The sequence below is a fragment of the Pseudomonas agronomica genome (genome assembly GCF_025917275.1).
Taxonomy (GTDB): Bacteria; Pseudomonadota; Gammaproteobacteria; order Pseudomonadales; family Pseudomonadaceae; genus Aquipseudomonas; species Aquipseudomonas agronomica.
Genome location: NZ_JAOSHO010000093.1, coordinates 1 through 14,678 on the forward strand (window position 1 = coordinate 1; position 14,678 = coordinate 14,678).

A 14,678-nucleotide genomic window follows, 5' to 3' on the forward strand; every position below is an offset into this window, starting at 1 on the left:
GCAGGCTTCGCCAGCTCCTACGGGGTTCAGCGCGAGCTTCCTCGCCACAAGGGCACCGAAAACACTCGCTATCAGCCCTCGCCAATCTCCACCACATCCCCATTCAAGCGCACCGGCCACACCCGCAGGCGCTGCTCGGGGTATTCCAGGCAATGGCCGTCTTCCAGGCGGAAATGTTGCTTGTACATCGGCGAGGCAATCACCAGTTCGCCCTTGATGTTGCCCAGCAATCCACGACCGATGACGTTGGCGCCGGACTTCGGGTCGCGGTTGTCGACGGCGTACAGCGGCTTGTCGGCATGCTCCGGCAGGTACAGCAGCGCCACCTGGTTGCCGTCATGCCAGGCGACCACGCCGGAGTTCGGCACTAGGTCCTCGCGGCTGCACAGGGCGCGCCATTGCAGGGGTTGTTGCGCGGCTTCGCGAGTGGAAATACGAACGACGTTTGACTGGCTCATCAGAGCACCTCCTCGGTGAGGGGAATCAGGTGAAGTTCGCCGGCATGCACCGGCCGGCGCTGGCCGCGCTCGCGAACGAAATGAACGTCCGGATCGCCGCGCTTGTCGTTGACGAAGGTCCGGAAGCGCTTGAGTTTTTCCGGGTCCTTCAAGGCGTTGGCCCACTCGCATTCGTAGCGGTCGACCACCAGTTGCATCTGCGCCTCGAGCTCGGCGCCCAGGCCCAGGCTGTCGTGGATGATCACCTCCTTGAGGTAATCCAGGCCGCCTTCCAGGCTTTCGCGCCAGACCGAGGTGCGTTGCAGCTTGTCGGCGGTGCGGATGTAGAACATCAGGAAGCGGTCGATGTAGCGGATCAGCGTCGCGTCGTCCAGGTCGGTGGCGAACAGCTCGGCGTGGCGCGGACGCATGCCGCCGTTGCCGGCCACGTAGAGGTTCCAACCCTTTTCGGTGGCAATCACGCCGACGTCCTTGCTCTGGGCTTCGGCGCATTCACGGGTGCAACCGGACACGGCGAACTTGAGCTTGTGCGGCGAGCGCAGGCCTTTGTAGCGGTCCTCGATGGTCAGGGCCATTTGCACGCTGTCCTGCACGCCGTAGCGGCACCAGGTGCTGCCCACGCAGGACTTCACCGTGCGCGTGGATTTGCCGTAGGCGTGGCCGGTTTCGAAGCCGGCTTCGATCAGCTCGGCCCAGATGTCCGGCAACTGGTGCAACTGCGCGCCGAACAGGTCAATGCGCTGGCCGCCGGTGATCTTGGTGTAGAGGTCGTATTTCTTCGCGACGACGCCGATGGCGATCAGTTTGTCGGCGGTGATTTCCCCACCGGCGATGCGCGGTACCACCGAGTAGGTACCGTTCTTCTGCATGTTCGCCATGAACGTGTCGTTGGTGTCCTGCAACGGCACCAGGTGCGGGTCCATGATCGGCTGGTTCCAGCACGACGCCAGGATCGAGCCCACCGCCGGTTTGCACAAGTCGCAACCGGTGTGGCCGCGACCGTGTTTGGCCAACAGCTCTTCGAAACTGATGATGCCTTCCACCCGCACCAGCGCGTAAAGCTCCTGGCGGGTGTAGGCGAAGTGTTCACACAGGCTCTTGTCGACACTGACGCCACGGGCGATCAGTTCGTGCTCGAACACTTGCTTGACCAGTGCCGCGCAGCCGCCGCAGCCGGTGCCGGCCTTGGTGTCGCACTTGAGCTGGCCGAGATCGGTGCAGCCGCCGTCGATGGCCGAGCAGATCGAGCCCTTGGTGACGTTGTGGCACGAGCAGATGGTCGCGGCTTCAGGCAACGCCGCCGGGCCGAGTGTCGGGGCGCCTTCGGAGGATGGCAGGATCAGGCTGGCGGCGTCCTTGGGCAAGGCGATGCCGTTCTGCATGTACTGCAAGAGCGTGTCGTAGTAGCTGTTGTCACCGACCAGTACGGCGCCAATCACGCGCTTGCCGTCAGCATCGACCACCAGGCGCCGGTAGCTGGCGCTGGTTCCGTCGATGAACTGGAAGCTGCGCGAACCCGGCGTATGGCCGTGCGCGTCGCCGATGGAGCCGACATCGACGCCCAGCAGCTTGAGCTTGGTGGACATGTCCGCGCCGGTGAAGGCCTCGCCGGCACCGCCACAGAGGCGCGCCGCGACGTTGCGGGCCATCTGGTAGCCCGGCGCGACCAGGCCAAAGATGCTGCCATTCCACGCCGCGCATTCGCCGATGGCGTAGATGTCCGGGTCGCTGCTCTGGCAATGATCGTCGATCACCACGCCACCGCGCGGTCCGATCTGCAGCTCGCATTGGCGGGCCAAGGCGTCCTGGGCGCGGATACCGGCGGAAAACACGATCAGGTCGGTTTCGAGGAAATCATCGTTGCCGAAGTTCATCCGATAACGGTATTGCTCGCCCGCGCTGATGGATTGAGTGCCCTTGGACAAATGCACACCGACGCCAAGTTTTTCGATGCGCGCCTTGAGGGCCAGCCCGCCCTGCTCGTCCAACTGCACCGGCATCAGCCGTGGGGCGAATTCGACGACGTGGGCTTCCAGGCCGAGGGACTTCAAGGCGTTGGCCGCTTCCAGGCCCAGCAATCCACCGCCGACGACCACGCCACGGCGGGCGTTGCTGGCGGCGTTACGGATGGCGTCGAGGTCTTCGAGGGTACGGTAGACCAGGCACGAATCGCCTTCGGCGCCCAGGATCGGCGGCACGAACGGGTAGGAACCGGTGGCGAGCACCAGTTTGTCGTAGCGGATGCGTTCCCCGGCGGTGACCACTTCGTGGGCCTGGCGATCGATCTCCAGCACCGGCACGCTCAGGTGCAGCGTGACGCCGGGGGTCTGGTACAACGAGGCTTTGCCCAAGGCCAGCGATTCGGCGTCCCGTCCCGAGAAATATTCGGACAGGTGCACACGGTCGTAAGCGCGCATCGGCTCTTCGCTGAAGACGTGTACGCGGTAATGATTGAGGGCACCGCGCTCGATCAACTGTTCGACGCAGTGATGGCCGACCATGCCATTGCCGATCACGATCAGCGTTTGCAGCTTGTTCAGGGAAGCAACGTTGGAATTCATAAAAGCACCCGACAAAAGCCCATCACGTTTTTTTGAAAGCAAAAAAAAGACGCCTGAAACCTTGCGGTTCCAGGCGTCTTTGCCTGTTCTGTGCGGTATCGACCCGGCGACTGCGCCCTGATCTACCGTTATCCCCCGGCCTGCTGGCACTCGATCTTCGTTGACCGACGGGGCTGCCCACTCGATTGTGTTCACGGTGGGCCTGGACAACGTCTTGCAGCGAGCGTGCCAAACCTTGCTTGACCTGCCGCGACAACCTCATGGGTATCCCACAATCCCCTGTGGGAGCAGGCTTGCCCGCGAAGAGGCCCGCCCTGCCACTTCAAGCTGACCGGCGCCAGCCACCGTTTCGCTAGCCCTGCCATCTGCCTTGCGATGGTGCGACCACCCAACTGCGGCTTCATAAAAGTGCACCCCTTCAAACCCGCCGGCAAAAATCCTGAACCATCGCCAGCCCGAATTTTCACAATAAATGAGGCGCCAGTCCGGCCCCGCACGAACCCGTAGCGACGCCCGGACAGTGGCTGCCGTTCAACCCGAGACGAAGGAGATTCAACGATGAAAATCAATGAAATCATGAGTCGGGAAGTCCGCACGATCTCCCCTGATACTCCGCTGCGCGAAGTCGCCCTCATCATGCGCCAGGCTGATATCGGCGCGCTGGTGATCAATCAGAACGACCGCATGGCCGGGATGGTGACCGACCGCGACCTGGTGGTTCGGGCCATGGCCGAAGGCATGAATATGGACACACCGGTCAGCCGGATCATGAGCGATGAGGTGCGCTATTGCTTCGATGACGAAGAGATCGACCACGTCGCCAAGAACATGGCCCAGATCGAAAAACGCCGCCTGCCGGTGGTGAACCGTGACAAGCGCCTGGTGGGCATGGTCTCGCTGGCCAACGTCGCCAGTTGCAACGCCGACAAGGTCAGCGCCAACCTGCTGCGCGGCGTCGCGCAACCCCACTGACCCTTGGAAGGAGTTGCGGAGCAAGCACAATGGATGAGCGAACCCCACCTGTTGTTGTGATCAGCGGTTCCACCGCAGGCGTCGGGCGTGCCACCGCGCACCGATTTGCCGCCGCTGGCTATCGCGTCGGCTTGCTGGCGCGAGGCGAACAAGCCTTGGCGGCCACGCAAGAAGAATTGAAGCAACTGGGCGCGACGTGCCTGGGGATCAGCATCGATGTCGCCGACGCCGAAGCGGTATTCGATGCAGCTCAACGAATGGAGCGGGAACTGGGACCGGTCGGCGTGTGGGTCAACTGCGCGATGGCCACGGTGTTTTCGCCCATCCGCCAATTGAATGCCGAGGAAGTCCGCAGGGTGACCGAGGTGACTTACTTGGGCACCGTCCACGGCACGCTCGCGGCGCTGGACCTCATGGGCCGGCGCAATCGCGGGGTGATCATCCAGGTGGGTTCGGCACTGGCTTACCGCGCCATTCCGCTGCAAGCGGCGTATTGCGGGGCGAAGTTCGCGGTGCGAGGCTTCACTGATTCCTTGCGCTGCGAACTGCTTCACGAGCACAGCGATATCAAGGTCTGCATGGTGCAACTGCCTGCGATCAATACGCCGCAATTCGATTGGGCGCGCAACAAGTTGGGCAAGCGGGTGCAACCCGTGCCGCCGATTCATGACCCGGACGTGGCCGCCCGGGCGATATTCAGCGTGGTCAAACGCACACCCAGGGAACTGTGGCTGGGCGCGGCCTCGCTCAAGGCCATTGTCGGCACGTGCCTGATGCCAGGCCTGCTCGATCGCTTGATGGCCCGTAGCGCCTATTCAGGACAGACGACCAACGAGGAGGACGACCCTCAGCGTCCGGACAACCTCTTCGAATCGCAGGAACCCCTGCATCGTACCCGTGGGCGGTTCGTCGGCCGCTCGCGGGACTCTGCGCTGGCCTTGAGTTCGACGCAGGTGTCGGCACTGCTGTTCGCCAGCGGCGGGTTGCTCGCCGTGGTGCTGTTATTGTTTTGAGTCGACGCGACGGAACCACCGATAACCGTACCCGTGCAACGTCAGGCCCGATTGTGTCGTGGCCGGGTACGGACTGTCGGATAACATTTCCTCGAAACCCTCCAGGTCCATTTCCCGCAACCGCACGGTGACGGTGTCCTTGCCGAGGTTCGCCAGCATGACCGAGCTGGCCTCGCAGACATGGGCGATGGCGAATACCGCCGGGTGGTCGACCGTCAGCAGTTGCGCCTTGCCGTCGCCGACTTCGTTCAGCTCCGCGCGGGCCAGCAACAGCTGACGTGCCCGGCTCAACAGCGATTCGGCGTCTTTCAGTTGGCCTTCAACGTTCAATCGCGTGTAGGCAAACGGCCCCTCATCGATCACCGGGGCGGCCAAACGTGCGGCCGACGAAAACCCGGCGTTGGCCCGGTCGCTCCATTGCATGGGCGTGCGCACCGACAGGCGCTCGGGACGCGTCAGGTCGTCACCCATGCCGATTTCCTCCCCATACCGCACGATCGGCGTGCCGGGCAGCGACAGCAGCAGCGCCTGGGCCAACGCCTGGCGACGCACGTCACCGTCGAGCATTGGCGCCAGGCGCCGGCGAATACCTCGGCCATACAAACGCATGTCCTGCTCCGGGGCGAAGGCCTGCATCACCTCTTCGCGCTCCTGCTCGCTCAGGCGCTCCAGGTCGAGCTCGTCGTGGTTGCGCAGCCACACTGCGTAGTTCGCGCCGTCGGGCGGCGCCGGCCGGCGGATGATGGCCCGTTGCAGGGGTTCGGCTTCGCCGCGGGCCAGGGCGAGGAACAGGTGATTGTTGACCCAGAAATCCAGCACCAGGCCCAAGCGCTCCCCGGTGCCGAAGTAATGGCTGTAGCGCTCCGGATCGACATCCACCTCGCCCAACAGGACACCTTCGGGATTGATGCGGGTCATGCATTTATAGAATCGATCCAGCACCCAGACGCCCTGCTCCTCATTGCCGCCGCCGGCCTGCTCGACCAAGTGCGAAGCGGCATCGAGGCGAAAGCCGGCGATACCGAGTTCGAGCCAGTGGACCATGACCCGCTCGATCTCCTCGACGACCCGCGGGTTCGCCAGGTTCAGGTCCGGTTCGTGGCGATAGAACAGATGCCGATAGTACTGCCCGGCCTGCTCGTCCCACTGCCAGATGCTGTCTTCCACCGAGGGAAAGATGGGCTGGTTGCCGTCGTCGACCGGCGTGTCGGACCACAGGTAGTAATCCCGGTAGACACTGTCCTTGTCCCGTCTCGCTCGAAGGAACCACGGGTGCTGGTCGCTGGTGTGTTGCACCACCAGTTCGAGAATGACGCGCATGCCGCGCTCGCCGGCCTGGACGATCAATTGGCGCAGGTCTTCCTCGCTGCCAAAACGCGGGTCCAACGCCATGAAATCACTGACGTCATAACCGGCATCCCTGAAGGGTGATCGATACAACGGCATCAGCCAGAGCGCGCCGACGCCCAACGCTTGCAAGTAATCAAGTTGGCGGATGATGCCCTTCAGGTCGCCCCGACCGTCGCCGTTGCTGTCGAAGAACAAGGAGGGGTCGATCTGGTAGATCAAGGTGTTTCGGTGCCAGTTGGCTTTCATCAGTCACTCCTCATCGACACAGGATCACGGCCTGTTCAGCGGCCAGTCGCCCGCTGAACGGCTGGCCTTCATCGGCTCCGTCACTGGCGATCTCCACTCGCCAGGGGACGGCCAAGGGAAAGGTGTGCTCATGGTCGGCAAAGTTGATGCAGACCAGGCGTTCATCGCCGTCGCAATGGCGTCGATACGCCAACACCTGCGGGTGCGATGGCAGCTCTTCCCAGCCGCCCAGGCGCAGCGCCAGGCTGTTGCGCCGGCAGGCCAGCAAACGTTGGTAGAGCGCCAATACGGAATCGTCGGCACGCGCCTGCGCCTCCACCGACAGTGGGCCCGCATCGGGTGCAAAAGGCAGCCATGGCATTTGCCCCGACCAGCCATGAGGCGCTTGCTCGGTCCATGGCAATGGTGCCCGGCTGCCGTCCCGTCCGCCGGGATCGACGCGGGTCTGGGCGGTCACTTGTGTGTCCTCCAGCCCCAACTCTTCTCCTTGATAGATGAACGGCGTGCCGCGCAGCGTCAGCAACATCACCGCCGCCGCCCGGGCCCGGCGCAACGAGCCGCCGTAGCGACTGCGATGACGACTGTTGTCATGATTGGACAGCACCCAGGTGGGCCAGGCTTGCAAGGGGCCAAGGTCGTTTTCCACTTCGCGGATGCACATGCGAAACACCACCGGATCCCAGGGGGCATCCAGCGGTGGGAAATTGAACGACATGTGCAACTCGTCACTGGCGCCGTAGTAGGCCGCCACCTGCGCCGTCGAGCGGATGTTCACCTCGCCGATCAGCACCCGCTCGCCGGGGTAGCTGTCCACCAGGCGCCGCAGCCCGCGCAGCACTTCATGGCTGTAGGGCTGGTCATTGATCTTGACCATGGTTTCGCCGGCCATGCAGCGCGGGTCGTCGGCGAAGCTCTGGTCCTTGCCGACGCAATGCACCACATCGACGCGAAAGCCATCGACGCCGCGCTCGAGCCAGAAGTGCAACACCTGGTGCATGGCGGTGACGACTTCGGGGTTGTGCCAGTTGAGATCCGGTTGTTGCGGCAGGAAGAAATGCAGGTAGTACTGCTGGCTGGTCTCGTCCCAGGTCCAGGCGCTGCCACCATCGATCGAGGCCCGCCAGTTATTGGGTTCGTCCCGCCAGATGTACCAGTCGCGCTTGGGGTTGTCGCGGCGGGAACGCGATTCGATGAACCATGGGTGTTGGTCGGAGGTGTGGTTGGGCACGAAGTCGAGCAGCACTTTCAAGCCGCGTTCGTGGGCCTGGGCAATCAATGCATCCAGGTCCGCGAGGTTGCCGAACAGCGGGTCGACGTCGATGTAGTCGCAGATATCGTAGCCCGCGTCACACATCGGCGAGCGGTAAACCGGCGACAACCACAACGCGTCGATGCCCAGCCGTTGCAGATGGTCCAGGCGTGCAGTCAATCCGGGGAGATCGCCAATGCCATCGCCGTTGGCATCGGCAAAAGAGCGAGGATAAACCTGGTAGATCACAGCGTTCTTCCACCAGGGCGAATGGAAGGAGTTGGGCATGTCGCCTCCTCTGATCGCAGTGTTTGGTGGGCAAGACCGCGGCCCCGCCTGATGCCCCTGTTATCAGGGGACATCAGTTAAGAACCGGAAAAGGCGCCTGGGGTTCGTTTTTTCTTGGTGGGGAATCTGTGGGTGAGATGTTGAATGTGCTGCCGCCATCGCGAGCAAGCTCGCTCCCACAAAGGTTCGTGTCGTTTGCAAGACCTGTGGGAGCGAGCTTGCTCGCGATGGCGGTGGGTCAGATTGAGGAGTCCTCGCCAGCACGCTTGACCATCGCAACGATGGTCACGAACAACTCCTGCTTGGCCTCGTCCGCGCTGATGTCCCCATTGGCCGCCGCATCGGACAACGCCTCCGCCGCCCCTAGCATCGCCCGCAGGCTCGCTTGGGAAAGACGCCCGTTCCCGGCGAACGGCTCCAGTACCGACCGGCATTTATCCAGGAAGATCCTTTCGTATTCCCGCTTGATGAGCTCCAGCTCCGGTGAACTGCTCAGGGCTGCGCTGACGCCGGGAATTTCCCTGCCCTGAAGCAGCACGCACTCGACGAAGGCATCGGCAATCACCTGCGAACGACTTTCCAGGATGGGCTCGCTGGCCTCAAGCGCCGCGTCCATCAGTGCCGTCTGGCGAGCATCGAAATCCTGGTAAAGCGCAGCTAAAAGCCCCGATCGAGTGACGAAATGATCGTAGACGATCGGCTTGGTCACGCCAGCCTGCTCCGCGAGCCGGGCGAGCGTCAGTGCTTCGCTGCCCTCCTCGCGCACCAGGCGCCAGGCGACATCCAACAATTGCCGTTGGCGATCCGCGCGGGCCAGGCGTCGACGAGGCGCCGGTGAAGACGATGAATTTTCTTCGGTGCTTGACATGCTAACTTTACCAACCGTAACTTACTGTTCGTAACTTAACCAAGCATACTCGCTTGACGTTGTGTAATGCCAGAAGGAGATTCGCTATGCACGCGCTTATCGTTGTTGCCCACCATGACCCCCGCTCCCTGACCCATGCGCTGGCCCAGGCCATCGGCGACGGGATCACCCAGGCCAACCGCGCCAATACCTTCGAAATTGCCGACCTGGCCGCCGAAGGTTTCGATCCACGCTTTGGCCTCGCCGACCATGCCGTCCACCGCCGCGAGGCCATGCCACCCGCAGATGTACTGGCTGAACAGGCGAGAATCGACCGGGCCGACGCGCTCGTGCTGGTCTACCCGATCTACTGGTGGTCGATGCCAGCGTTGCTCAAGGGTTGGATCGATCGAGTGTTTTCCAATGGCTGGGCATTCGATTACAAGCCCGGAGAGTCGTTTACCCAGAAGCTCCAGCGATTGCGGGTCCATCTTGTAGCGCTTGGAGGGGCCGATGCCGATAGTTTCCAACGTCATGGCTACGACCAGGCGATGGTTACGCAGATCGACCACGGCATCTTCGATTACTGCGGTGCGCGGGTGATGAGTTCCGAACGCTTGCTGGAATCGGAATCCCTCGATCCGAAAGCCCATTTGCAAGCCGCGCTTGCCCTCGGCCAGCGGCTGTTTCGGGTCGAAGAAACCTCGCACGCGCAGGTCGACGCTGAGTGCGCCTGATCAGAGTGCACGCTGGCCAGCCGTGGACAACACGACATCCCGTTGATAGATATCCGGGATGTACACGGCCTGCCCCTGGCTGTCCGCCTGCACCGTCCAGTAACCCAGCAGGATCGGCAGTGGCTTGGCCAGCCTGAATTCATGGGTCAGCTCGCTGGCCAATAACGTGTCGGTCCGGGTGCGTTCGGCTGGGGTCACCAACAGATCCCGCAGGTGCATGACTTGCTCGATACGCACGCAGCCCGAACTGAATGCCCGCGGGCCCTTGCCGAACAAAGCCTGGCTGGGGGTGTCGTGCAGGTAGACCGAGAACGGATTGGGAAAGCGGACCACCAATTTGCCCAAGGGATTTTTGGCACCAGCATCCTGGCGCAGCATCAGGTCGCCAGGATGCTCCCAGTCGATATTTTCCACCGCCAGCGGCAAGCCATCCCGATCGAGCACCTTGAGGTTATGCCGAGCGAGGAACTCCGGGTCGCGGCGGATCTCGGGCAGCTTGTCTTCACGCATGATCGTCGGCGGGATAGTCCACGTGGGGTTGAGCGTCAGGCGGGTGATGCGCGATTTGATCAACGGGGTCTGGCGTTCGGCACGCCCTACCTGGGTGCGGGTTTGCCACACGGGCGCACCGCCCTGAAAGACCGTCAGTTGCGCCGCCGCGACGTTGACCAGGACGCTGTCGGGCTCCAGGTCCTGGGCCAGCCAACGCATGCGCTCCAGGTTGATGCGCAACTGCTCGCGGCGCATGGCCGGGCTGATGTTCAGTTCGGTGACCGTCCAAGGCCCGACGACCCCATCGGCTTGCAGGGAATGGTGAAGCTGGAAGCTTTTCATCGCTTCCACAAGGCTCGGGCTGTAATGCTCGTCGACATCGAGTGGCGGCATGCTGAGGTAGCCTTCGTTGAACAGCCGTCGGGCCAGCGCCGGGACCCGCGCGTCGCGCTTGTCAGGCTGCAACAAGGGGCCGCTGGGCACCGATTGCCAGTCCGCCAGGGGCTGCTGACGTTGCCTCGCGTAGAGTTCGCGCAGGTCACGATAAAGCGCCAGGCTCGGCCGTGCCAGCTCGAAAGCCTGCGCCGGGTCTTGCAGGCCCGCCACGGCGAAATGCAACACCATGGCCTGCCGGTCCGGCAACTGGGGATTGGCTTTCCAGATCGGCTCCAGGCGATTCTGTGGCAGATGGCCGAAACGCACGTCATGCAGGGCTTGCAGGTAACGTTGGCTGATGGCGATGTCGGTACAGGCCACGTTGGTGTAACGGCCCTCGTCCGGCAAGTTGTAACGGGCCGGATCGAGCCCGTCATCGGCTAATTGTTGAACTTGGATTTGCAACGCCTGCAACCGCCCGTCGTCCGCCCAGATCGCCTGGCCTGCGTTTTGCTGGTAAAGCGCCTGCAGGCTCATCACCGTCGGAAAGTCGACGCCGCCGGCCACTTCGGGGCAATTGACCGACAGTTGCGCCAGTGTGGTTTGCGCCTGGGCCGGATCGCCGTCCTCGGCCGTAGCGACCAATGGCGCAACGAGCAATAAAAGGCTCAGGTAACATGCGGACTTTTTGAACAACTGCTTTACTCCAATCCATGGCCGTCTCGTTGACGGTGAATTTTGCGACAGGTACGACCCGCCATCATGCAGACAAACAAAACCGGACGGGATGCCGCAAACGAACGCCACCGCAAGCTGCCTTCACCTGTATCGGCCTTCTTGCGCCGATTCTGCCTGGTCATGACGGGCCTTGGCATTATGTGCAGCCCGGCGCTGGCGGAAAAACTCAACGCCCAGCCTCTTTACAACAGCCTCGCCCACGCCGCGCCGGAACTCAATCCCCAAGCGCTGAAAAGTGCCCTGAGTGCGATGCAGTGCGCAGTTGCCAACGGTGCTCGACAGGCTCGCCATCTGGCGGTGATCGACTATTCGCAGCCTTCGACGGCCCGGCGCTTGTGGATCTTCGACCTGCGCCAGAAGAAGCTGGTCCTGCGTGATCTCGTGGCTCACGGGCAAAAATCCGGTGAGAACTTCGCCACCCAGTTTTCCAACCGACTGGGCAGCTATCAATCGAGCCTGGGGCTGTTCCGCACCCAGGAAAGCTACCAGGGCACCCACGGCTACTCGCTGCGCATGGATGGCCTGGAACCCGGGTTCAATGACCAGGCGCGCGACCGAGCGATTGTCATTCACGCCGCTGATTACGTGAACCCGCTGTGGAGCGCCCGCCAAGGCCGCATCGGCCGCAGCCAGGGTTGTCCCGCCGTGCGTCCGCAAGTGGCGCGGCAAGTGATCGACAAGCTCAAGGGCGGCCAATTCATGTTTTCCTGGTACCCGGACCCAGCGTGGCTCAAGCGCTCGCCCTATCTCAATTGCCAGCCGCAGCAGGTGGCGAGCATCCTCGCGACCAGCGGTGGCTAGGGCTGGGCTCTGCAGGAGCGGTGTAGGAGCTGTGTAGGAGCTGCCGAGCGAAGCGAGGCTGCGATCTTTCCCCAGCCACTTGAATCTCAAGCAAAAGATCAAAAGATCAAAAGATCGCAGGCTTCGCCAGCTCCTACAAAACCGGGCGGGAGCAAGCTCCCTCGCCACAGGGATTGCAGTGCATGGGTTCGTGGTTAAAATGCCGGCCTTTCGAGTCGCTGGCGTTTTTATCTGATGAACCCTCAAGCCCTTCACACATTGCAGAGCCATTTGCTGACGGCGCTGGAATCGGCGCCCGGCGAAACCCGTCGCCTGTTCCATGGCCGCGGACGCTGCTGGCCTGGGCTGGAACAGATCACCGTCGACTGGCTGCAAGGCGTGGTGCTGGTCTCTCTGTTCAAGGAGCCCGATCCAGCGCAACTGGATGACTTGTTCGCCATGCTGCGCGCCCTCGCCGCCTCGCCCGCCTGGCAACACAGCGGCGCGCATACTCTCGCGGTGCAACATCGGTACCTGCCCGACAGCCTCACCCAGTGGTTGCAGGGCGAACCGATCGACGAATGGACCCTGACCGAAGGCGGCCTGCGTTATCGGATCGACCTGGGCAAGAAGCAGAACAATGGCCTCTTTCTCGATATGCGCTATGGCCGCGACTGGGTGCGCGCCCACGCCCAAGGCAAGCGCGTGCTCAACCTGTTCGCCTATACCTGCGGTTTCTCGGTGGCGGCCATCGCCGGCGGTGCCCGCCACGTGGTCAACCTGGACATGTCCCGCGCAGCCCTGAGCCGTGGTCGCGACAATCATCGCCTGAACGGCCATGACCTCGGCCAAGTGAGCTTTCTGGGGCACGACCTGTTCAAATCCTGGGGCAAGGTGATCAACAGCGGGCCCTATGACCTGGTCATCATCGACCCGCCCACGTTCCAGAAAGGCAGCTTCCTGCTGACCAAGGATTATCAACGGGTGCTGCGCCGCCTGCCGGAGCTGCTGACCGCCACAGGCACCGTCCTGGCCTGCAGCAACGACCCAGCTACCGGCCCGGACTTCCTTATCGAAGGCGTCACGCGCGAAGCGCCCGGCCTGATATTCGAACAACGATTGGCAAACCCTCCAGAGTTTCCGGACGCGGACCCGGCGTGTGGCTTGAAGGCCTTGGTGTTCAAGCGGGACAACTCGGCAAACGGCTGAACTTCGTGCCGTGATTACACATTGCCACTGTTGACGGATCTTGCGCGCCGCTGGACTGTTTCACGTTGCCTGCAACGTAAAACAGTCCGGTCCGATTGAGTCTCAGGCGGCCATCCGCTCACACGCTTCGGCACAGGACTGGCAGGCCTTGGCGCAATCCTGACAGTGGCCCGCTTCGTGTTTCGCGCATTCCTCACCACAAGCCCGGCAGATGCTCGCACAGACGATACAAAGATCCGTCGCCACCCGACTGTCGCGCTGCATCAGCGTTGCCGCGAGACGGCACAGGTCGGCGCAATCGCGGTCCAGCTCAATGCAACGCGCCATCATCTGGACGTTTTGTTCTTGCAGGCACGCGCTGGCGCAGGCCTCGCAGGCCATTGCGCAGGCGAGGCATTCGTCGATACAGGTTTGATAACGGCTGTTCATGGCACTCTCCTTTTTTGAAGGTCGATTCAAAAACGCATACCGCCTGTTCAGGCAGGTATAAGCGTGCGACTCGGCCCATGAACCGGGGGTTTCAAAAGAAAAATTACATTTTCGTCAGCTGGAGAGCCCCTGGCGTTCATCCTGCGTCCCGCAATCAGACCACCAACGTCAACCACGCCGACACCAGCAGCAACACCGCCATGACGCGGTTGAAGCGCCCCATCGCCACGGCGGAACGGCAGAACCTGGCGGCGCCGCGCCCCAGGTAGGCCCAGGCCGTCATGCAGGGAATGGATATCGCAAAGAACGCCAGGGACAGCCAGAGCACGCGCACGGTACGGTCTGCCTCGGCGCCGGCGAATACGCTGACCACCGCCAATGCCATCATCCAGGTTTTGGGGTTCACCAGTTGCAACCCGGCGGCGCCCGCCAGGCCCAGCCGGGGGCCTTCCACCGGTTTGTCCGGGTCGATGGCCTCGGCGGGTGCGCTGAAGATCTGCCAGGCCATCCAGCTCAACCAGGCGATGCCGGCCCAGGACAACACTGTCTGGATCGTCGCGTGCCGGGCCAGCACGTCCCCCAAGCCGGTGCCGACCACCAATACCAGCAACGCGGCGGCGGCACAGGCGCCGAGAATGATCGGCCATGTGGTCGTCAGGCCAAAGCGGGAACTGTGGCTCAACACCAGGATATTGGTCGGGCCCGGGGTGATGGAGGCGACAAAGGCAAACAAGGCAAACGGCAGCAACTGGTCCATGGAGCAATTTCTCGGCAGATGATCGTAGGGCTGATCATCCCGATGCCGGCGTGGTCAGTCTGGAACAATTGAGCAGCGCTTGCGGTAATCCGCGGGGCTCATGCGATAGGCGCGCTGGAACCAGCGGCCCAAGTGACTCTGGTCAGCGAAGCCGAGCATGGCGGCCACCGCCACGGC

General features: G+C 62.7%; 14 protein-coding genes. 5 read left to right on the forward strand and 9 right to left on the reverse strand.

The window, feature by feature from the left end; all coding sequences use genetic code 11:
• Positions 1-71: 71 nt before the first annotated feature.
• Positions 72-458, reverse strand: a complete 387-nt coding sequence (gene nirD, locus OC610_RS09790; RefSeq protein WP_264427620.1) for a nitrite reductase small subunit NirD — start codon at positions 456-458, stop codon at positions 72-74.
• Complete coding sequence (nirB, locus tag OC610_RS09795) at positions 458-3,019, reverse strand: nitrite reductase large subunit NirB (protein WP_264427621.1); 2,562 nt, start codon at positions 3,017-3,019, stop codon at positions 458-460. The genes nirD and nirB overlap by 1 nt, the downstream gene beginning before the upstream one ends.
• A gap of 558 nt (positions 3,020-3,577) precedes the next feature.
• Here nirB and OC610_RS09800 point away from each other — a divergent pair.
• Together OC610_RS09800 and OC610_RS09805 are read left to right on the forward strand one after the other, a co-directional pair.
• Positions 3,578-3,991, forward strand: a complete 414-nt coding sequence (locus OC610_RS09800) for a CBS domain-containing protein (RefSeq protein ID WP_249874660.1) — start codon at positions 3,578-3,580, stop codon at positions 3,989-3,991.
• Between the two features lie 29 nt (positions 3,992-4,020).
• Positions 4,021-5,004, forward strand: a complete 984-nt coding sequence (locus tag OC610_RS09805) for an SDR family oxidoreductase (protein WP_264427622.1) — start codon at positions 4,021-4,023, stop codon at positions 5,002-5,004.
• Here OC610_RS09805 and OC610_RS09810 read toward each other — a convergent pair.
• The 3 genes from OC610_RS09810 to OC610_RS09820 all read right to left on the reverse strand — a co-directional run bounded on the left by OC610_RS09810 (position 4,993) and on the right by OC610_RS09820 (position 9,005).
• A complete protein-coding gene (locus tag OC610_RS09810) occupies positions 4,993-6,600 on the reverse strand; it encodes an alpha-amylase family protein (RefSeq protein ID WP_264427623.1) in 1,608 nt (535 codons plus the stop codon). The two genes, OC610_RS09805 and OC610_RS09810, sit on opposite strands and share 12 nt — an antisense overlap.
• A gap of 10 nt (positions 6,601-6,610) precedes the next feature.
• Positions 6,611-8,137 carry an alpha-amylase family glycosyl hydrolase gene (locus OC610_RS09815; RefSeq protein WP_264427624.1) on the reverse strand — a complete coding sequence of 509 codons (1,527 nt, stop codon included), beginning with the start codon at positions 8,135-8,137 and terminating at the stop codon, positions 6,611-6,613.
• A 238-nt stretch (positions 8,138-8,375) separates the two neighbouring features.
• A complete protein-coding gene (locus OC610_RS09820; protein WP_264427625.1) occupies positions 8,376-9,005 on the reverse strand; it encodes a TetR/AcrR family transcriptional regulator in 630 nt (209 codons plus the stop codon).
• 86 nt (positions 9,006-9,091) lie between these two features.
• On the opposite strand from OC610_RS09820, the gene OC610_RS09825 reads away from it, so the two are divergent.
• Positions 9,092-9,721 (forward strand): NAD(P)H-dependent oxidoreductase, encoded by a 630-nt coding sequence (locus OC610_RS09825; protein ID WP_264427626.1) that lies wholly within the window; start codon positions 9,092-9,094, stop codon positions 9,719-9,721.
• Here OC610_RS09825 and OC610_RS09830 read toward each other — a convergent pair whose 3' ends face one another.
• Positions 9,722-11,284: a L,D-transpeptidase family protein gene (locus OC610_RS09830; protein WP_264427627.1), complete on the reverse strand. Its 1,563-nt coding sequence runs from the start codon at positions 11,282-11,284 to the stop codon at positions 9,722-9,724. It lies immediately after the preceding gene.
• Between the two features lie 162 nt (positions 11,285-11,446).
• On the opposite strand from OC610_RS09830, the gene OC610_RS09835 reads away from it, so the two are divergent.
• Complete coding sequence (locus OC610_RS09835) at positions 11,447-12,127, forward strand: murein L,D-transpeptidase catalytic domain family protein (protein ID WP_264427629.1); 681 nt, start codon at positions 11,447-11,449, stop codon at positions 12,125-12,127.
• A gap of 234 nt (positions 12,128-12,361) precedes the next feature.
• A complete protein-coding gene (locus OC610_RS09840; RefSeq protein ID WP_264427628.1) occupies positions 12,362-13,315 on the forward strand; it encodes a class I SAM-dependent methyltransferase in 954 nt (317 codons plus the stop codon).
• Between the two features lie 102 nt (positions 13,316-13,417).
• On the opposite strand, the gene OC610_RS09845 is transcribed toward OC610_RS09840, so the two are convergent.
• The 3 genes from OC610_RS09845 to OC610_RS09855 form a co-directional block, all read right to left on the reverse strand.
• Entirely contained in the window at positions 13,418-13,744 is a 327-nt protein-coding gene (locus OC610_RS09845) for a four-helix bundle copper-binding protein (RefSeq protein WP_181288801.1), read from the reverse strand.
• Between the two features lie 154 nt (positions 13,745-13,898).
• The gene (locus tag OC610_RS09850) at positions 13,899-14,501 is read right to left on the reverse strand and encodes a LysE family translocator (RefSeq protein WP_181288800.1); all 603 of its coding nucleotides are present in this window, start codon (positions 14,499-14,501) and stop codon (positions 13,899-13,901) included.
• Between the two features lie 54 nt (positions 14,502-14,555).
• Positions 14,556-14,678: helix-turn-helix domain-containing protein (locus OC610_RS09855; RefSeq protein ID WP_264427630.1), on the reverse strand; the 123-nt coding region annotated here is incomplete at its 5' end.

Coding starts and splice junctions, on each gene's coding strand:
- nirD (WP_264427620.1), bottom strand. CDS start 458: ATGAGCCAGTCAAACGTCGTTCGTATTTCCACTCGCGAAGCCGCGCAA.
- nirB (WP_264427621.1), bottom strand. CDS start 3,019: ATGAATTCCAACGTTGCTTCCCTGAACAAGCTGCAAACGCTGATCGTG.
- OC610_RS09800 (WP_249874660.1), top strand. CDS start 3,578: ATGAAAATCAATGAAATCATGAGTCGGGAAGTCCGCACGATCTCCCCT.
- OC610_RS09805 (WP_264427622.1), top strand. CDS start 4,021: ATGGATGAGCGAACCCCACCTGTTGTTGTGATCAGCGGTTCCACCGCA.
- OC610_RS09810 (WP_264427623.1), bottom strand. CDS start 6,600: ATGAAAGCCAACTGGCACCGAAACACCTTGATCTACCAGATCGACCCC.
- OC610_RS09815 (WP_264427624.1), bottom strand. CDS start 8,137: ATGCCCAACTCCTTCCATTCGCCCTGGTGGAAGAACGCTGTGATCTAC.
- OC610_RS09820 (WP_264427625.1), bottom strand. CDS start 9,005: ATGTCAAGCACCGAAGAAAATTCATCGTCTTCACCGGCGCCTCGTCGA.
- OC610_RS09825 (WP_264427626.1), top strand. CDS start 9,092: ATGCACGCGCTTATCGTTGTTGCCCACCATGACCCCCGCTCCCTGACC.
- OC610_RS09835 (WP_264427629.1), top strand. CDS start 11,447: ATGACGGGCCTTGGCATTATGTGCAGCCCGGCGCTGGCGGAAAAACTC.
- OC610_RS09840 (WP_264427628.1), top strand. CDS start 12,362: ATGAACCCTCAAGCCCTTCACACATTGCAGAGCCATTTGCTGACGGCG.
- OC610_RS09845 (WP_181288801.1), bottom strand. CDS start 13,744: ATGAACAGCCGTTATCAAACCTGTATCGACGAATGCCTCGCCTGCGCA.
- OC610_RS09850 (WP_181288800.1), bottom strand. CDS start 14,501: ATGGACCAGTTGCTGCCGTTTGCCTTGTTTGCCTTTGTCGCCTCCATC.